This window comes from Actinoplanes sp. NPDC051513, from assembly GCF_044454685.1.
Lineage (GTDB): Bacteria > Actinomycetota > Actinomycetes > Mycobacteriales > Micromonosporaceae > Actinoplanes.
Genome location: NZ_JBITDW010000008.1, coordinates 333,633 through 350,199, shown reverse-complemented (window position 1 = coordinate 350,199; position 16,567 = coordinate 333,633). Strand labels below are relative to the sequence as shown.

Annotated in this window: 17 protein-coding genes and 1 tRNA gene; 8 read left to right on the top strand and 10 right to left on the bottom strand. The window is 71.6% G+C overall.

Features of this window, described 5'->3' with window-relative positions:
• Positions 1-27: 27 nt before the first annotated feature.
• Positions 28-112: transfer RNA gene (locus tag ACIA5D_RS27000), tRNA-Ser, on the top strand.
• Between the two features lie 55 nt (positions 113-167).
• Here ACIA5D_RS27000 and ACIA5D_RS26995 read toward each other — a convergent pair.
• The 4 genes from ACIA5D_RS26995 to ACIA5D_RS26980 form a co-directional block, all read right to left on the bottom strand.
• Positions 168-1,409, bottom strand: a complete 1,242-nt coding sequence (locus tag ACIA5D_RS26995; RefSeq protein WP_396032994.1) for a DUF222 domain-containing protein — start codon at positions 1,407-1,409, stop codon at positions 168-170.
• A gap of 324 nt (positions 1,410-1,733) precedes the next feature.
• Entirely contained in the window at positions 1,734-2,426 is a 693-nt protein-coding gene (locus tag ACIA5D_RS26990; RefSeq protein WP_396032993.1) for a hypothetical protein, read from the bottom strand.
• Positions 2,427-2,780: 354 nt separating this feature from the next.
• Positions 2,781-3,005 (bottom strand): response regulator transcription factor, encoded by a 225-nt coding sequence (locus tag ACIA5D_RS26985; RefSeq protein ID WP_396032992.1) that lies wholly within the window; start codon positions 3,003-3,005, stop codon positions 2,781-2,783.
• A gap of 5 nt (positions 3,006-3,010) precedes the next feature.
• Positions 3,011-3,148, bottom strand: a complete 138-nt coding sequence (locus ACIA5D_RS26980) for a hypothetical protein (RefSeq protein WP_396032991.1) — start codon at positions 3,146-3,148, stop codon at positions 3,011-3,013.
• A 159-nt stretch (positions 3,149-3,307) separates the two neighbouring features.
• Between ACIA5D_RS26980 and ACIA5D_RS26975 the strand changes: the two genes are divergently transcribed.
• Positions 3,308-4,300, top strand: a complete 993-nt coding sequence (locus ACIA5D_RS26975; protein ID WP_396032990.1) for a macro domain-containing protein — start codon at positions 3,308-3,310, stop codon at positions 4,298-4,300.
• Positions 4,301-4,436: 136 nt separating this feature from the next.
• On the opposite strand, the gene ACIA5D_RS26970 is transcribed toward ACIA5D_RS26975, so the two are convergent.
• Positions 4,437-5,087 (bottom strand): helix-turn-helix transcriptional regulator, encoded by a 651-nt coding sequence (locus ACIA5D_RS26970; RefSeq protein WP_396032989.1) that lies wholly within the window; start codon positions 5,085-5,087, stop codon positions 4,437-4,439.
• A gap of 98 nt (positions 5,088-5,185) precedes the next feature.
• On the opposite strand from ACIA5D_RS26970, the gene ACIA5D_RS26965 reads away from it, so the two are divergent.
• Entirely contained in the window at positions 5,186-5,605 is a 420-nt protein-coding gene (locus ACIA5D_RS26965; RefSeq protein WP_396032988.1) for a hypothetical protein, read from the top strand.
• A gap of 192 nt (positions 5,606-5,797) precedes the next feature.
• Here the strand turns inward: ACIA5D_RS26965 and ACIA5D_RS26960 are convergent, their stop codons facing one another.
• Both ACIA5D_RS26960 and ACIA5D_RS26955 read right to left on the bottom strand, forming a co-directional pair.
• A complete protein-coding gene (locus ACIA5D_RS26960) occupies positions 5,798-6,523 on the bottom strand; it encodes a GH25 family lysozyme (protein WP_396032987.1) in 726 nt (241 codons plus the stop codon).
• Between the two features lie 58 nt (positions 6,524-6,581).
• Positions 6,582-6,707, bottom strand: coding sequence for a hypothetical protein (locus tag ACIA5D_RS26955; RefSeq protein WP_396032986.1), 126 nt, complete (start codon positions 6,705-6,707; stop codon positions 6,582-6,584).
• Positions 6,708-6,800: 93 nt separating this feature from the next.
• Here ACIA5D_RS26955 and ACIA5D_RS26950 point away from each other — a divergent pair, with 93 nt between their 5' ends.
• The 5 genes from ACIA5D_RS26950 (at position 6,801) to ACIA5D_RS26930 (ending at position 11,369) form a co-directional block, all read left to right on the top strand.
• Positions 6,801-7,757 (top strand): GlxA family transcriptional regulator, encoded by a 957-nt coding sequence (locus ACIA5D_RS26950; RefSeq protein ID WP_396032984.1) that lies wholly within the window; start codon positions 6,801-6,803, stop codon positions 7,755-7,757.
• A 31-nt stretch (positions 7,758-7,788) separates the two neighbouring features.
• On the top strand, positions 7,789-9,174 hold the full coding sequence (locus ACIA5D_RS26945; protein WP_396032983.1) for a glucose-6-phosphate dehydrogenase (NADP(+)): 1,386 nt from the start codon (positions 7,789-7,791) through the stop codon (positions 9,172-9,174).
• 115 nt (positions 9,175-9,289) lie between these two features.
• Positions 9,290-9,727, top strand: a complete 438-nt coding sequence (locus ACIA5D_RS26940) for a MarR family winged helix-turn-helix transcriptional regulator (protein WP_396032982.1) — start codon at positions 9,290-9,292, stop codon at positions 9,725-9,727.
• Complete coding sequence (locus tag ACIA5D_RS26935) at positions 9,724-11,106, top strand: MFS transporter (RefSeq protein ID WP_396032980.1); 1,383 nt, start codon at positions 9,724-9,726, stop codon at positions 11,104-11,106. The genes ACIA5D_RS26940 and ACIA5D_RS26935 overlap by 4 nt, the downstream gene beginning before the upstream one ends.
• On the top strand, positions 11,103-11,369 hold the full coding sequence (locus tag ACIA5D_RS26930) for an isochorismatase family protein (protein WP_396032979.1): 267 nt from the start codon (positions 11,103-11,105) through the stop codon (positions 11,367-11,369). Before ACIA5D_RS26935 ends, ACIA5D_RS26930 begins: the two co-directional genes overlap by 4 nt.
• A 6-nt stretch (positions 11,370-11,375) precedes the next feature.
• On the opposite strand, the gene ACIA5D_RS26925 is transcribed toward ACIA5D_RS26930, so the two are convergent.
• From ACIA5D_RS26925 to ACIA5D_RS26915, 3 genes are all read right to left on the bottom strand, one after another.
• Positions 11,376-11,678 (bottom strand): hypothetical protein, encoded by a 303-nt coding sequence (locus tag ACIA5D_RS26925; protein WP_396032978.1) that lies wholly within the window; start codon positions 11,676-11,678, stop codon positions 11,376-11,378.
• A gap of 65 nt (positions 11,679-11,743) precedes the next feature.
• The gene (locus ACIA5D_RS26920) at positions 11,744-13,438 is read right to left on the bottom strand and encodes an AMP-binding protein (protein ID WP_396032977.1); all 1,695 of its coding nucleotides are present in this window, start codon (positions 13,436-13,438) and stop codon (positions 11,744-11,746) included.
• A 74-nt stretch (positions 13,439-13,512) separates the two neighbouring features.
• A complete protein-coding gene (locus ACIA5D_RS26915; RefSeq protein ID WP_396032976.1) occupies positions 13,513-16,536 on the bottom strand; it encodes a tetratricopeptide repeat protein in 3,024 nt (1,007 codons plus the stop codon).
• Positions 16,537-16,567 lie beyond the last annotated feature (31 nt).

Below are 16,567 nucleotides of genomic sequence, written 5' to 3'. Positions count from 1 at the left end.
CCGGAAGGTCCACCGGGTTCGAGCCCCGGAAGGTCCACCGGGTTCGAGCCCCGGAAGGTCCACCGGGTTCGAGCCCCGGAAGGTCCACCGGGTTCGAGCCCCGGAAGGTCCACCGGGTTCGACCGGATTATCACATTTGCCACTTTAGTGCTAACTATTGATACCAATTAGTGAGATCTGTGCTTGTCGAGGGTGGTGGTGCCGCCGGTGGTCCAGGCGGTGACGTGGTGGGCGTCGGTCCAGCGTGGTGGCCGGTCGCAGTCGGGGAAGGCGCAGCCTTGGTCGCGGATGTGCAGGGCGCGGCGCAGGGGTCCGGTGGCGAGGCGGCGGGTGCGGCCGGTGTCGAGGATCTGGCCGGCGCTGCCGAGGACGATGGGCAGGATCCGGGCGTCGCAGGCGAGCCGCCGCGCGGTTGCCGCTGCTAGCTGTTGGCCGGTGTCGGTGGCCGCGGCACCCAGGGCGCGGGTGAGGGGATGGTAGGCGACGGTGACCGCCAGCTGGGGTGGTTCACCACCGTCGTCGGGTAGCTTTCCGGTGCGTAACGCCAGCCGGCACACATCGATCAGCGCGTCGGCGCGGCGCTGCGCCGGCGACCGGTCGTCGTCGGGAATCGGCCGGCACAGGGGGTGCAGGGCGGCGTGCACGATGGCGGCGTCCTCGACGCCGAGCACGCCTGAGAGCCGGACGAGACCGTCGACCGGCAGCGACAGGGTCAGGCCGCGCCGGTTGTGGGCGCGGGTTTCCTGCCGGGCCAGGGCGGCTTCGTCGGCCCGGTCGGCCAGGTGCGGTGCCACGTAGGCGAGGATGCGTTCGCCGATCCGGCGCAGTTGATGGGCGGGTAGCCGTGCGGCCATCTCGATCATCGTGCGTTCGGCCTGACTTACGATGCGGGAAACATCGGCCACGGCGAGACGCTCGAAACGGTCGGGGCGGTCGGGGCGGTCGGGGCGGTCGGGGCCGTCAGCGTGGTCGAGGCCGTCAGCGTGGTCGAGGCCGTCCGGGTGGTCGAGGCCGTCCGGGTGGTCGAGGTGGTCGAGGTCGGCGGGGATGGCTTCGGCGGTCGCCGCGATCACGGCGGCCTGGCGCAGATCGGCATGGCCGTCGAGCACGGCCTGCTCGATCATCGGCCGGCGCAGGGCGGCGGCCTGCTCGGCGAGTTCCCGTGCCGGCTGCGGGTCCAGCACCAGCAGTGTGCGCAGCCACCCGGCCACGTGGCGGTGGCCCTGCGCCGCGGGCAGGCCTCGGGTGGTGGCCTGCTGCACCAGCCGGGCTTTCAGGGCAGCGGCGGTTTGTTCCAGCCGGTGCGCGGTGCGGAGCATGGCGGTGAGCTCGTCGTCGGACAGCGGCCACAACGGGGCCGCGGCGAGTTTCGCCGCGTCCTGACTCAACTGCCGCACATCCGCCAACACGAGGACCATCTTCGAACACACGTACGACACTTTGGGTCCATGGCGGCCACCGCGAAGATTCACATTCACCATGTGAAAGCGACGGGCCTCGCTCACCTCACACGGTCACGGCCGAGGACCGAAGGACCGAGCGTCGATTCCTACCTCGTCCCGCTGCCCTGACTCCATCGGGCGGCCGAATCCACTCACCAACACCACGCCGCTCACCCTCGTTGTCGCAGCGGCCCAGGTTTCGCTTTCACGACCCCGCGGGCGCGTACGGGTCGCGCAGTTTCGACCGTGCCCCTGCGCGACCCGACGTCCTGGCCGAAGAGTGAGCGGCCGCTACTGCGTGGCGATCGTGTGGCTGGGCTGGGCGGTGATCGTGCCGTGGCCGTCGGCGAGACCGGTCACCAGCCAGGCGGTGGCGGTCGCGCCGTCGCCGACTGTCCACAGGTCGGCCGTGCCGTCGCTGTTGATGTCCGCGCCCTGCAGCGTCAGCGACTGGCCGGTGTTCCAGTCGTCGGCCAGTTGGTATTGGCTGTAGTGCAGCTCCATGGTGTCCGGGTCGGTCGTCACGTCGTCCCAGGCGTAGAGCTTGCCGGTGCTCCGCTGCCAGAGCAGGAGCGTGGTGTGACCGTCCAGCACGGCGCCGGCCAGCGTCCAGGTGTCCCAGTCGGTGCCGCCGGTCGGGGTGGCGTTGGGCATGTCGTAGAACCACGCGCAGACGCTCTGACTCCACAGGCAGGAGTAATGGGCCAGGTGGTAGGCGCCGGAGGCGCCGGAGATGCCAACCAGATTCGGGTACGGCGTGTTGTCGTCCGCAGCCGTGCTCGCGTTGACCAACTGCAGCGGATAGTTGTTGTCCAAGTCGCTCAGGTAGCCGAGCGGGGTGAGGGTGGCGGTGTCGTAGGGCGTCGGCTGGATCGCCGTGCCGTCGCCGGTGCCCCGCAGCTCGACCCCGGTGCCGGCCTTGTCGCCGGCCGGCCAGTAGGTGAACACATCCTGTTGCGTGCCGCCGGCATAGCGGCCGGGCACCACCTGCGCGCCGTCGAAGTCGGATGGCTGGCCGGCGTGGAAGCCGTCGCCGTTGACGCCGATGTCGGTGGCCGGTCCGGCGAAGCCGCCGGTGCCATCGCCTCGGACCAGCCACAGCCCGGGTTGCGTTGTGCGAGGTCAGAGTGCCGGTCGGGGCGTACGCGGCGATGGCAGCGGCCGGGCAGGGGCTGCTGCCGGTCACGGCCAGGTTGAGTTCCGCGGTGTGCACGACCGCGCCGGCCAGCACGTCCGGGATAGGCACGTCGATCAGCGTCTCGGTCTGGCCGCCGGTGTCGCCGGCGCCGACCCGCATCTGCCCGCTCGCCGCGGGAGATGGCCGCGTCACCCGATCGGCTACCACGGTTCGCGCGGCTCGACCAGCCGGGCCAGGCTGACCCGGGAGCAGATCTCCAGCTTTGCGAAGATTTGTCGCAGGTGGAAGTTCACCGTGTGCGTCGTAATCCCCAGGCGGCGGGCGATCTGCTGGTTCGTCATCGCCTCGGCGACGAGGCGTGCGACCGCCTTCTCCCGCTCCGTGAGCCGCTCCCACCGGGAGCCGCCCTCCGGCAGATTCGCCATCATGGTCAGCCGACCAGGTGATCGCCGAGGAACATGATCAACCAGCGTACGACCGTAGTCAGCGCGGTCATCGCGGTAGCGGTCCACGTCGTCGCGTCGCCGTAGTCGTACCCGTCGATCTCCCATCGCTGATGTCGCATCATGACCGTTCCTTCCGGCTCACCCATTGTTTCGATGAGACGAGGATGCGGGCCGCGCGAACCCGGACCGGCCGATCACGGCTGTCCGCAACTGTCCGCGTCTGTCCCCGCGGCCGGAGACGGCGACAATGGACACGGCCAACCCACCATCGCGGAGGGACCATGACCAGCGGCGCGACCGTCCCGGACCCGGCCGGATTGCACACGCTCCAGGACCTTGCGGAGGCCTTCACCAGGCTGCGCCGCCGGGCGGCGCGAAAGGGGCAGGTGCAGCTCTCCGTGCGCGATATCGCCGCGCGGGTCCAACGGCCCGCCAGCACCCTCGACCCCTATCTGCGCGGCGTGCGGCTGTGCCCGGCCGACGCGTACGAAGACATTCTTCGCGTCCTGGGTGTACGCCCGGACCAATTGCGCCCGTGGCTGGACGCTTGGGAACGGATCGCCGAAGATGCCGCGACCCGGTCCGCGGCGGCCGCCTCCCCCGCCCGGTCGACGGTCCTGCCGTACAACGAGACGTTCGAGTACAGAATCAGCGGGGCGGCTACCGGGATCGGGCTCGTCACTGGCGACATCCGCCGTGTGACGTGGGTGGACGTGTGGGTGAACTCGGAGAATACCGAGATGCGGATGTCCCGCTACGAGGAGAACTCGATCTCCGCGATCATCCGGTTCGAAGGCGCGCTCCGGGACACCGCCGGCCACGTCATCCGGGACGACATTGCGAACGAGCTGGAACGGGCGGTCGCCGGGCGACGGCCGGTACCCGCCGGCACGACCGTCGTGACCGGCCCGGGCGTACTCGCGGCCCGCAACGGGGTTCGGTACGTCGTGCACGTGGCGGCAGTTCGCGGTGAGCCCGGCGAGGGTTACCGCCCGGTCGCCGATCTCGGCCGGTGTGTAACGAATGCGCTGGTCGCCGCCGAGGAGCTGAGCGGGGTGGCGAGCATTCTGTTCCCGCTGCTGGGCGCGGGAGTCGCCGGAGGCGCCGCCGCCGCGACCGCGCGGACGATGGTGGGCGCGGCCCTGGACCACGTCACCGGTCGGCGGCACAGCCGACTCACAATGATCTACCTGCTGGCGAGCACCGCCGAGGAGCGTGACGCGTGCCTCCGGGTCATGACCGCCATACCACGGCTGTCGCCCGGAGATGGGTGACGAGGGCGCCGTGTCCACAGAACCGCGGCGGACGAAGGAGCTACGGCGCTGACCCTCGCGAGGCCGGCTCGGCTGCGGTCCGCGTGTAGCCGGCTCGCACCGGGGCCGAGCTGTACGAACAGTGCGGCGGGGCGGATCAGTGGCCGATGCGTACGCAGCAGCTGCCGGGCCGGGGCACCATCCGGGCCTGTACCCGGGTCTCGCCCAGCCCGTCCAGGATGCCGGTGACGAACGCGTGGTTGAGCCCGCACACCAGCTCGGTCCGGCGGACGGCGAGCACGTGGAACGGGCAGTTGTGCAGCACGATGGTCCCGTCCGGGTCCGGCTCCGGCTCGAAGCCGAGCTCGGCCAGCGCACCGGCCAGGTCATGGCCGCTCTCGGGCAGTCGGGCGCCGACCTCCCGCCCGCGCTGGTGCGCCAGCCGCGACGCGGCCCGGGCGGCGTCGGCGGGCTCGGTGGCGACGGCATCGGCGAGGATCTCCGCGATCAGCTCGTAGTGGCGCTCGGGGATGGCCACCGCCACGCCGGCACCGGCCGGCTCGTAGACCTTGGGCGCCCGGCCCCGGCCCCGCGGACGGCTGGCCGGCGACTCGTGCCGGGCTCGCAGCAGCCCGGCCTCGACGAGCTTGTCGAGGTGGAAGGCGGCCAGCCCGCGCGAGATGCCGGTCGCGTTGCCGGCCTCGTCGCGGCCGACCGGGTGGCCGGCGCGCCGGACGTACTCGTACAGCGCCCGCCGCGACGAGTCGGCCAGCGCCGCCACCGCGGTCCAGCGGTCCGGCGCAACCATCAAATATCACCAACATCCACTGTTTAAATCAGATTTGCGCGGGGTAGCCGGGGCTTCATGTCAAGTTTCACTACTTAAAAGGTACGAGTGAGGTGCGTATGCTCCGATCATCCCTCCGCCGGGCCGCCACCGTGGCAGCCACCGTGCTGCTGTCGCTTCCGCTGGCCGCCGGCACCGCCTCGGCCGCGGCGGACACCACCCCGCCGACCACGCCGCTCATCGGGTACGCCCAGGGCTTCCAGTGCCTGATGGTCATCATCGGCTCGAACCGGTCCACCGACAACGTGACACCCCAACCGAACCTCCAGTACCAGGCGTTCGCCGACGGTGTGTCCATCGGCTTCCTCGCCGACCAGGGCCACATCTCCGGCGCGTGGGGCGTGCTGCACGTCTTGAAGCCCGGCCCCAACACCATCACCGTCCGGGCCATCGACGCGGCCGGCAACCGCTCAGCGGCCAGCGTCGGGGTCGTCGTGAACGGCTTCTACACGCCCGGCTGCACGCCGGGACATCTCTGATCCGATCACGGCTCGGGAGGGTCACCCGATCCTCCCGGGCCCTCCGGCCACGGCGGCACGGCGGCACGGCGTCTGACTGCTGTCGCCGGTTGGCGACGACCATCACGAACGGCACCAACTGGGATTAGTGACCGAACGGACGAACGCCCGGACCGCAGAAGCGGACCGGGCGTCTCGTTGACTATGGGTTGGTCAGCAGGCGCCGTTGCAGGCCAGGACCTTGAGGCGGTCGAGCGAGCCGTTCCACTGGTTGGAGTCGCCGGCGAAGGGGCCCGTCGACGAGTACTGCCAGAACGACCAGGTCGGCGCGCCGGCGGGCAGTGTTCCCGGGGCGCTCGCGTAGCGGGCCAGCCAGAGCGGCGAGTTGGCCCAGAACCCGCTGTAGTTGCCGGTGCAGGTCGTCCACCAGTCGGTGGTCGTGTAGATCGTCGCCCAGCGGCCGGTGCGGTCGTGGTAGCGGTTCAGGAACGCTGAGATCCAGGAGCGCATGCTCGCCTGGGACAGGCCGTAACAGGTCGCTCCGTACGGGTTGTACTCGATGTCGAGCGCGCCCGGCAGCGTCTTGCCGTCCGCCGACCACCCGCCGCCGTGTGCGATGAAGTAGTCCGCCTGTGCCGACCCGCCGGCTCCGTTGGGGAGGGCGAAATGGTAAGCGCCGCGGATCATGCCGACGTTGTAGGAGCCGTTGTACTGCTGAGCGAAGTACGGGTTCGTGTACGAGCTGCCCTCGGTCGCCTTGACGTAGGCGAACCGGGAGCCGGCGCTCCACTGTGCCGACCAGTTGACGTTGCCCTGGTGGCTCGAGACGTCCTGGCCGTACGTGACCGTCGCGGCCTGTGCGGGCGAGGAGATCACCAGGCTCGCGAGCAGAGCGGCCGCCACGGCCACGGAGGCCGTCCGAAGAGAGTGGAATGTCACGACCGAACCTCCGTTAAGGTGGGAGCTCGGTCGATTCATTCATTGAGATCTGTGGATGTCAAGTGGTGTGGCGGAAACCGCCATCGGTGGGCTTCCAATCGGCGCTGTCGCGTGAGTCCGACACGCGGCCGGCGATCGAGAAGGCGGTGATGACCAGGAAGAAGATTGCAAGCGCGATAGCCATGACACAGAGTCTTCTCGGGTTCGCTCATGGTCGACAGTGGCAGAGATGCCATACACCTTCAAAATCCTGCCAACTGGCCGTATGCTGCGTCACATGCTCCGCAATGTCGCCGTGATCGCGCTGCCCGAGGTGGCCATCTTCGAGCTCGGGGTGCTCTGCGAGCTGTTCGGGTACGACCGCACGGCCGAGGGCCTGCCCAGCTACGACTTCGCGCTCTGCTCGACCGACGGCCGCCCGGTGATCGGCCACGCCGGCTTCGAGATCGGGGTCCAGCACGACATCAGCCGGGTCGACGACGCCGATCTGGTGGCCGTCACGCCGTACGCATATCGCCGGCACGAAGTTCCGGCGGCGGTGACCGATGCGCTGCGCCGGGCCCACGAGCGCGGCGCCTGGGTGATGAGCGTCTGCACCGGCGCGTTCGCGCTGGGCGCGGCCGGACTGCTCGACGAGCGGCGCTGCACCACGCATTGGCTGCACACCGACGAGCTCGCCCGGCGGCATCCGGCGGCCAAGGTCGATCCGGACGTGCTCTACGTGCAGGACGGCAAGATCTTGACCAGCGCGGGGACGGCCGCGAGCGTCGATGCGGGCCTTCATCTCGTACGCCAGGAGCACAGCTCCGCGATCGCCACGATGATCGCCCGCCGGATGGTCGTGCCGCCGCACCGCGACGGCGGCCAGGCGCAGTACATCGAGACGCCGGTGCAGCCGATCGAGTGCGAGACCCTCCAGCCCGTGCTCGCGTTGGTCCTCGAGACCCTCGACCGGCCGCACAGCGTCGAGACCATGGCCGGGCTGGCCCACATGGCGCCGCGCACGTTCGCCCGTAAGTTCCGCAGCGAGACCGGCGCGACCCCGCACGACTGGCTCACCAGCCAGCGCCTGCTGCTTGCCCGCCGCCTCCTGGAAGACTCCGACTTCGGGGTCGACGCGATCGCCGAGCGCACCGGCTTCGGCAGCGCCGCCACCCTGCGCCACCACTTCGCCCAGCGGCTGAGCACCACCCCGCAGGCGTACCGGGGGACGTTCCGGTCACACTCGGTGTGAGGCTCGTGCGGGGCGGGCAAACACCCCGGTCATGACCGTGTTCGTGCTCTTCGGCGCCACCGGCGACCTGGCCGCCAGGATGGTGCTGCCGGCGTTCTGGACCCTCGCCAACGAGGGCCTGCTCCCCAAGGACTGGATCCTGGTCGGCAACGGCCGTGGCGACGTGTCGCACGAGAACTTTCGGGCTCGCGTACGCGAAAGCTTGTCTGAATTTTCGGAAACTCCGCCGGCCAAGGGTCCGTGGCAGAAGTTCGCCAAGCGGCTGCGCTTCGCCGGCGGCGGCTTCAATTCCGACTCGCCGGGGAGCCTGCTCGACGTGATCGAGGAGGCGCGCGGCGAGGCCGGCCGGAACGCGCAGCTCGTCCATTACCTCGCCGTGCCGCCGGTGGCGTTTCCCGAGCTCACCAAGGCGCTGGGTGTGCACGGGCTCGCCAAGGGGTCGCGGGTCGTCTACGAAAAGCCGTTCGGCACGTCGCCGGCCGAGTTCCGCACGCTGAACCGGCAGGTGCACGCGGTGCTGGACGAGTCGCAGGTCTACCGGATCGACCACTTTCTCGGCAAGGAGGCGACCCAGCAGCTGCACGCCATGCGCTTCGCGAACCAGGCGTTCGCCGCGATCTGGAGCCGCGAGCACGTGGAAAGCGTGCAGATCGACGTGCCCGAGACGCTGGGCGTCGCGAACCGGGCGGTGTTCTACGACGCCACCGGCGCGGTGCTCGACATGCTGGTCACCCACCTCTTCCAGGTGGCGGCCGAGGTGGCGATGGAGCCGCCGGCGTCGCTCGGCGCGGCCGATCTGCAGGCGGCACGCGAAACGGTGATTCGCAAGTTTCGCCCGATCGACCCGGCCGAGGCCGTGATCGGGCAGTTCGCCGGCTACCGGGCGATCAAGGGGGTCGGCGCGCGGTCGCGCACCGACACCTACGTGGCGGCCAAGCTGTGGATCGACTCGCCGCGCTGGCGCGGCGTCCCCTTCCTGCTGCGTACGGGCAAGCGGATGGCCGCGAGCGAGCAGCGGGTCAGCCTGGTTCTGCGCACGCCCGCGAAACCTTTCCGGAAACTGCCGCCGCAGGCGAACGTGCTGTCGTTCTCGCTGGCCGGCGACGGCGAGGTCGATCTCGCGCTGCTGGCGAAGAAGCCCGGCATCGCCGAGAACCTCGAGCCGGCCTCGGTCTCGCTGCCGCTGGCGCAACTTCCCGAGGCGGATCCGCTCCCGCCGTACGCGCGATTGATCCACGACGTGCTGGAGGGTGACCGCGCGCTCTTCACCCGCCCGGACGGCTTGTCGGCCGCCTGGAAGGCGGTCAAGCCGCTGCTGGACACGCCGCCGCGGCCGATCTCCTACGAGCCGGGCTCGTGGGGACCGGCGAAGGCCCGCAAGCTGGCCGCGCCGCACCGGTGGCTGCTGGGCCAGTGATTGGTCAGGTCAGTGATTGGTCAGGTCAGTGATTGGTCAGGTCAGTGATCAGTCAGGTCAGTGATCAGTCAGTCAAAACTTGGCAGTCTGAACTGAATAGTTTTACCGTTGAACCATGACAGAGACCCCGGCCTCGGCGATCAGGGTGGCCGGCGAGCTGCGGGCGGTGGTCAGCCGCCTGCGCCGCCGGTTCCGCGAGGTCGCCGACGTGGGCGACCTGACCCCCTCACAGACGTCGGTGCTCAGCCGGCTGTCCAAGGGCGGCCCGGCCACGGCGAGCGAGTTGGCGGCGGCCGAGCGGGTCCGGCCGCAGTCGATGGCCGCCACCCTCGGCGCCATCGAGCAGCACGGCTATCTCCGGCGCACCCCCGACCCGCACGACGGCCGCCGGCAGCTGATCTCGCTGAGCGAGGCCGGCGTCGAGTTCGTCGAGGGCACCCGGCGCGAGCGCGAGGAGTGGATGGCCCACGCGCTCGCCACCGACTTCACCGAACCGGAGCGGCAGACGATCCTGGCCGCGCTCGCCCTGCTCGACCGGCTGGCGGAGAAGTGACCACAGCCGTCGCGGTCTCGCCGGCCCGCACCTTCGACCGCCGCTTGATCCTCCCGATGGTCCTCGGGGCCATCCTCAATCCGATCAACTCGTCGACGCTGGCCGTGGCGCTCGTCCCGATCGGGCTCGCGTTCCACGCGCTGCCCGCCGAGACCGCCTGGCTCGTCTCCGGCCTCTACCTGGCCACGGCCACCGGCCAGCCGGTCGTCGGCCGGCTCGTCGACCGGTACGGCGCCCGCAAGCTCTACCTGGCCGGCGCCACGCTGGTCGGCATCGCGGGCATCATCGGCTCGCTCGCCCCCACGCTCGGCGTGCTGGTGCTGGCCCGGGTCCTGCTCGGCCTCGGCACCTGCGCGGGCTACCCCGCGGCGATGTATCTGATCCGCCGCTCCGGGGTCGAGAAGCCCGGCGGCGTGCTCACCGCGCTGTCGGTCTCGGCGCAGACCATCGTGGTGATCGGCCCGACCTTCGGCGGCCTGCTGATCGGCGCGGCCGGCTGGCGGGCGCTGTTCGCGGTGAACATCCCGCTGGCGGTGCTGTGCCTCGTGCTCGGCGCGATCCTGCTGCCCCGCGCCGACGGCGGCACATCGTTCCCGCACCGGCTCGACTTCCTGGGCATCGGGCTGTTCGCGGGCACGCTGACCGCGATGATGATCTTCCTGATGGACCCCGCGGTGAGGCTGATCTGGCTGTTGCCGCTCGCCGCAGGCCTCGCGGCCGGGTTCGGGTGGCGCGAGCGGCGGTACGCCGATCCCTTCCTCGACGTGCGGGTGTTCGGGGGCAACGCGCCGCTCATCGCGACGTACTTCCGGGCGCTGCTCGCACAGACGATCGCGTACGCGTACCTGTACGGCTTCACCCAGTGGCTCGAGGCGGGCCGCGGCCTCAGCGCCTCGCATGCCGGCCTGATCCTGCTCCCGATGTCGCTGGTCGCGATCGGCGTCTCCGCAGTCACCGGCCGGCGCGCCGAGTTCCGCGGCAAGCTCCTGGTCGGCGCCGTCAGCCAGGTCGTCGCGTGCGCCCTGATGCTCGTGCTCAACTCGGCCAGCGCGCTCTGGATCCCGGTGGTCATCTCGCTCATCTTCGGCCTGCCGCAGGGCCTCAACAGCCTGGCCAACCAGAACGCCGTGTACTTCCAGGCCGACGCCGACCGGATGGGCGCCTCGGCTGGGCTGCTGCGCACGTTCTCGTACCTCGGCGCGATGGTCTCGTCGGCCGCCACCGGCATGTTCTTCAAGCACGGCGCCGACACCGCCGGCCTGCACGACCTGGCCATCTTCCTGATCGTCGTCGCTTCTCTGCTCCTGGTCCTGGTCCTCGCCGACCCCTCGCTGCGCCGCCTCGGCGCGGCCGCCGACAAGAAAGGCGCCCCCGCATGACCGTCACCACTCTCGACCCCAAGACCGCGCTGGTCGTGATCGACCTCCAGGCCGGAATCGTGGCCGCGCCCACCGTGCCGCACCCCGCGCCGGAGGTCCTGGCCCGCTCGGTCGCGCTCGCCGACGCCTTCCCCTCCTACGGCCTGCCGGTCGTGCTGGTGCGGGTGACCGGCCTCCCCGACGGCACGGACGCGGTCGCCGGCCGCATACGGCTGACCGACCGGCGGACCCGTCCGGCCGGTCGCCGATCGGACGGGTCCTGACGAGGGCTACGCCTGGCAGGTCACGGTGACCTGGGCGCGGAAGAGGTGACCGAAATAGGGGTCGTCGAACACTTCGAAGATCTGCGGTTCCCCGGACAGGGCGCACGGCCCGTAGAACCCCTCGGACTGTGCGGAGCTCTGCGCGTCGTCGACCGCGCCCTGCACCGCGACCTGCGCGGTCAGGCCGCGTCCCGCGCCACAGAACAACGGGCTGGCCGTCGCGGGTGAGGCGACCAGCATGACTAGCGCCGTGGCGCCGCCCGCCGCGGCGAGCCCCGCGCCGGCGCGGCGGCTCCAGCGTGGATTCATCGATGTGCTCCTCTCTGTGCGTTCGGCAGTGGCGTTGGTGAATACCCCGCGTCAGTCCGGACGGTTCAGGCGGTGGCGGTCGCCGCGGCCGCCTCCAGGCCGAGCTCACGGATCGACTGTTCCCGCATCTCGGTCTTCCGGACCTTTCCGGTCACGGTGAGCGGGAACGCGTCCACCGCCTTCACGTAGCGGGGGATCTTGTAGGAGGCGAGGCGCCCGGCGCAGAAGTCGCGCAGCGCCGTGGCCGTCGGGGGCTCGGCGCCGTCCCGGGGGATCACCCAGGCCATCACCTCCTCGCCGTACCGGTCGTCGGGGACGCCGATCACCTGGACGTCGAGGATGCCGGGATGGGTGTGCAGGAACTCCTCGACCTCGGTGGGGTAGACGTTCTCGCCACCGCGGATCACCACGTCCTTGATGCGGCCGACGATGTTGAGGTACCCGTCCGCGCTCATCACGGCCAGGTCGCCGGTGTGCATCCAGCGGGCCGCGTCGATCACCTCGGCGGTGCGCTCGGGCATGTCCCAGTAGCCGAGCATCACCGAGTAGCCGCGCGTGCAGAACTCGCCGGGCTCCCCGCGCGGGACGGTCAGCCCGGTCACCGGATCGACGATCTTCACCTCGACGTGCGGGAGCGGGGTGCCGACCGTGGTCACCCGCCGCTTCAGGTCGTCGTCCGGGCGGCTCTGCGTGGCCACCGGTGACGTCTCGGTCATGCCGTAGCAGATCGTCACCTCGGTCATGCCCATGTCGGCGACGACCCGCTTCATCACCTCCACCGGGCAGGGCGACCCGGCCATCACGCCGGTGCGCAGGCTGGACAGGTCGAAACCGGTGAGCTCGAGCTCGGCGATGAACATCGTCGGCACTCCATAGAGGACGGTGCAATGCTCGCGCTCGACCGCGGCGAGCGTGGCCCGCGCGTCGAACGACGGCGCGGGAATCACCATGCAAGCGCCGTGCGTCATCGCCGCGAGGGTGCCGACCACGTTGCCGAAGCAGTGGTAGAACGGCACCGGCACGCAGACCCGGTCGGCCGCCGACCAGCCTTGCCGCCGCCCCACGAAGTACGCGTTGTTGAGGATGCTGTGGTGCGAGAGGGTCGCGCCCTTGGGGAAGCCGGTCGTCCCCGACGTGTACTGGATGTTGATCGGGTCGTCCGGGGAGAGCTCCGGATCGGGGCCGGAAGCTCCGCCGGCCCGGTCGAGGCCGGCCCCGTCGAGGCCGGCCCCGTCGAGGCCGGCCCCGTCGAGGCCGGCCCGGTCGAGGCCGGCCCGGTCGAGAAGGGCGTTCCAGTCGGCGCCGAGGAAGACCACGGTGGACAGGCTCGGGCAGTCCGGCCGGACTTCGCGGATCATCGCCCGGTAGTCGGAGGTCCGGAACGTCTCGGCGGCGACGAGCAGACCGACTCCGGATTGCCGCAGGACATAACGCAATTCATGCGTACGGTAAGCGGGGTTGATGTTGACCAGAATGGCCCCGATCCGGGCCGTGGCGTACTGCACCAGCACCCACTCGGGGCAGTTGGGCGCCCAGATCCCGACCCGGTCCCCCTTGGTGACGCCCAGTCCGAGCAGCGCGCGGGCCAGCCGGTCGACCCGATCGTCGAGCTCGCGATAGGTCCACCGGGCGCCGCTCGGCACGTCCACCAGCGCCTCCCGGTCGCCGAGCCGGTCGGCGGTGAGCCGGAGCTGAGCCCCGATGGTGTCCGCGAGCAACGGTTCGGCGGACGTCCCGTGGGCGTACGAAAGCTCGGTCATGTGATCCTCCGTCGCGTGGCAGGTTTCCCGGCCGCAGCGTGCGACGGCAACCTTGAGGATTTCTGGCACGGCTCTCAGGACAGCGCGGCGAGGTCGGCCGCCACCTCCGTCGCCTCGGCCGCGTCGATGCGGCGGAGGATCCCCAGCGCGGTGCGTAGCTGGGCCGCCCCTTCGCGGCGCCGTCCCCGGGCCACCGCGCACCGGCCGAAGCCGGCCAGGGAGAGGGCGCGATCGAACGGGCTGGAGACCTGGTCGGCCAGGGCCAGGGCCTCGCGATGGGCGGTCAGCGCACGCTCGACGTCGCCGGTGAGCCGATGCAGGGCGCCCAGCTCGTTGAGGACCATGGCCTCGCCGCTCCGGTTGTGGATCTCGCGATCGAGCGCGAGCGCCTCCTGGAGGGCGGTCGAGGCGCCGGCCAGGTCGCCGGAGCGGCGCAGGGCCGCGCCCAGGTAGTGCAGCGCGGTCGACTGGCCCACCGGGTGGTCCAGGCGGCGGTGGCTGCGCAGGGCGGCGCGCAGCGAGCTGACGGCCGACGGATAGTCACCGAACCCGGCGGCCGCCCGGCCCAGATCGTTGAGGGTGAGCGCCTCGCCGAGGCGCCCGCCCAGACGGCGATAGAGATCCAGCGCGTCGGTCAGCAGCTCCCGCGCGCCGGCGAAGTCGCCGAACCGGCCGCGCGTGATACCGAGCAGGCGCAACGCGTACGCCTCGCCGGGCCGGTCGCCCAATGAGCGGTAGTGGCCGAGGGCCTGGCTGAGAAGGTCCTGCGCGCCGCGGAAGTCGGAGGTCATGCCGCGGGCGATCGCCAGCTCGACGAGGGCGCCGGCCTCACCGGGCCGGTCGCCGAGCGATCGGTAGACGTCGAGAGCCTGCGCGATGACCGGCATCGACTCGGTGTAGCCGGCGGCCCGGGACAGCGCCTTGGCCAGGACGGTCAGCGCATTGGCCGCACCGAGCCGATTGCCCAGCGAGCGGTAGCCGGCCAGCGCCTCGCGCGCGTCGCGTGCGGCGCCCGGGTAGTCGCCGGTGAGCCGTCGCACGGTGGCCAGATCGACGAGCGCGTTGGCCCGCTCGACGCCGGTCGCGTGCCCGGCCGCGTCGGCGTGCCGGGTCAGCGCCACGCTCCACGGCCCGTCCCGGCGCAGCAGCTCCGCCATCCCGGCGGTGAGAGCCACGATCCTCGCGGGCTCGCCGGTCGCGGCGAGGCAGGCCAGGAGGTTGGCTCGTTCGGTGCGCAGCCAGGCCAGCGGCTCGATCCCGGCGGGCTCGATCTCCGCGTGCTCGATCTCCTGGGGGAGGGGTCGCGGCCCGGGGCGGGTCAGGCGGGCGAGGCGGGCGTTCGCGGTGGCCGCGGTCGCCGCGTAGAAGTCGAGCAGGCGGGCGGTGGCCGCACCGTCCGGATCGGACGGCGCCCGAGTGGGCGCTTGCCCACTTGAAGTGGGCAAGCGCCCACTACCGTAGGACCGGATCAGATCGTGCATCGTGTACCGGCGCCGGCCCACTTCGGTGAGCAGGTTGTCGGCGTGCAGCGCGTCCAGCTCGGTGACCGCCGAAGCGACCGGCACGCCGGCCAGCGCGGCGGCGGCGTGCGGCTCGAGCTCGGTGCCCGGGTGCCGGGCCAGGAGGCGGAAGAAGCGCTGCCGGGTCGCGGGCAGGTGCCGGTACGACAGATCGAAGGCGGCCGCGATGCTGGCATGCTCGGCCGTCACGTCGAGGAGCCGTTCGCGGGTCTCGCGCAGCAGGTCGGCCACGGTCCAGCCGGGGTGCCGGCGCAGCAGCCGGGCCAGCAGGGCGACCGCCAGCGGAAGATGGCCGCAGGCCGCCACCAGCTCGGTGGGGTCGTCCGCCGGCGCGGGCGCGAGCCGGCGGAACATCGCGCCGGCCTCGTCGGCGGCGAGCACGTCGAGCGACACCGGCACGGCGTCAGCGGGCAGGTCGCCCAGGAAGCGCCGGCTCGTGACCAGCACCAGGCAGCCCGCGGCCGCCGGCAGCAGCGGGGCCACCTGGGCGCTGTCGACCGCGTTGTCCAGCACGATCAGCGCCCGCCGGCCCGCCAGTCGTGACCGCCACAGCGCCGACCGGGCCTCCACACCGGACGGCAGCCGCCGTGGGTCGAGCCCGTCCGCGGTGAGCAAGGTGGCGAGCACGTCGGCGGGGTCGGCGGCGTCGCGGCCGGCGGTGTGGCCGTGCAGGTTGACGAAGACCTGCCCGTCGGGGAAGGCGTCCCGGAGCCGGTGCGCCACGTGCACCGCCAGGGCGGTCTTGCCCACCCCCGGCATGCCCGCGATGGCTTGCACGCCCGGCCCGGCCCGCAGGAGACGGGCGATCTCGCGATGCCGGCCGGTGAAGGCGGGGGTGTCGGCCGGCAGGGAGTTCGGCGCGGACGTGGCCGGGCGCAGCAGGGCCTGGTGCAGCGCCCGCAGCTGCGGCCCGGGCTCCGCGCCAAGCTCGGCGACGAGGTGCCGCCGCACGGCCGCCCATCGATCGAGGGCTTCGGCGCTGCGGCCCTGCCGGTGCAGCGCCTCGATGAACAACGCGGCCAGCGGCTCGACCAGCGGGTGCTCCTCGACCAGCGGCCGCAGCACGTCGATCACCACCTCGGCCGGCCCCGCCGCGAGCTGCGCCCGCGCCCAGTCGGCCGTCGTGTCCAGCCGCCGCTGCGCGAGCACGTCGCGGGTGCGCGACACCCACTCGCCGGAGAGGTCGGCCAGCGCCGGGCCGCGCCACAGAGCGAGCGCCGCGTCGAGCTCTTCGAGGGAACCGCCCCGGGCCAACCGGTCGAAGAGGAGGAGGTCGACGCACGAGGGGTCGATCTCGAGGGCGTACCCGCCCGATCGCCGGGCCAGCGCCACCCGGCCGCGGGCCGCCCGCAGAGCCCGCCGCAGCCGGTTGACGTAGCTGTAGACCACGCCGCGCACGTGGTCGGGCGGCGTGAAGCCCCACACCCGATCGACGAGCGTGTCGATCTGTACGGGGCGTCCGGCGTCGACCGCGAGGGCGGCCAGGACCGTACGCTGGCGTGCCGGGCCCAGCGGCACGTCCCGGCCGTCGACGTGCAGCTCGACCGGTCCCAGCAACCGCAACCGGACGTCGGTCACGCCCTGGACTGTACGACCTGCCAGAAAGTCT

What these genes read in the sequence shown, in the direction of transcription:
- ACIA5D_RS26985 (WP_396032992.1), bottom strand. Translation starts at nt 3,005, where the DNA reads ATGGCGAATCTGCCGGAGGGCGGCTCCCGGTGGGAGCGGCTCACGGAG.
- ACIA5D_RS26980 (WP_396032991.1), bottom strand. Translation starts at nt 3,148, where the DNA reads ATGATGCGACATCAGCGATGGGAGATCGACGGGTACGACTACGGCGAC.
- ACIA5D_RS26975 (WP_396032990.1), top strand. Translation starts at nt 3,308, where the DNA reads ATGACCAGCGGCGCGACCGTCCCGGACCCGGCCGGATTGCACACGCTC.
- ACIA5D_RS26970 (WP_396032989.1), bottom strand. Translation starts at nt 5,087, where the DNA reads ATGGTTGCGCCGGACCGCTGGACCGCGGTGGCGGCGCTGGCCGACTCG.
- ACIA5D_RS26965 (WP_396032988.1), top strand. Translation starts at nt 5,186, where the DNA reads ATGCTCCGATCATCCCTCCGCCGGGCCGCCACCGTGGCAGCCACCGTG.
- ACIA5D_RS26955 (WP_396032986.1), bottom strand. Translation starts at nt 6,707, where the DNA reads ATGGCTATCGCGCTTGCAATCTTCTTCCTGGTCATCACCGCCTTCTCG.
- ACIA5D_RS26950 (WP_396032984.1), top strand. Translation starts at nt 6,801, where the DNA reads ATGCTCCGCAATGTCGCCGTGATCGCGCTGCCCGAGGTGGCCATCTTC.
- ACIA5D_RS26945 (WP_396032983.1), top strand. Translation starts at nt 7,789, where the DNA reads ATGACCGTGTTCGTGCTCTTCGGCGCCACCGGCGACCTGGCCGCCAGG.
- ACIA5D_RS26940 (WP_396032982.1), top strand. Translation starts at nt 9,290, where the DNA reads ATGACAGAGACCCCGGCCTCGGCGATCAGGGTGGCCGGCGAGCTGCGG.
- ACIA5D_RS26930 (WP_396032979.1), top strand. Translation starts at nt 11,103, where the DNA reads ATGACCGTCACCACTCTCGACCCCAAGACCGCGCTGGTCGTGATCGAC.
- ACIA5D_RS26925 (WP_396032978.1), bottom strand. Translation starts at nt 11,678, where the DNA reads ATGAATCCACGCTGGAGCCGCCGCGCCGGCGCGGGGCTCGCCGCGGCG.
- ACIA5D_RS26920 (WP_396032977.1), bottom strand. Translation starts at nt 13,438, where the DNA reads ATGACCGAGCTTTCGTACGCCCACGGGACGTCCGCCGAACCGTTGCTC.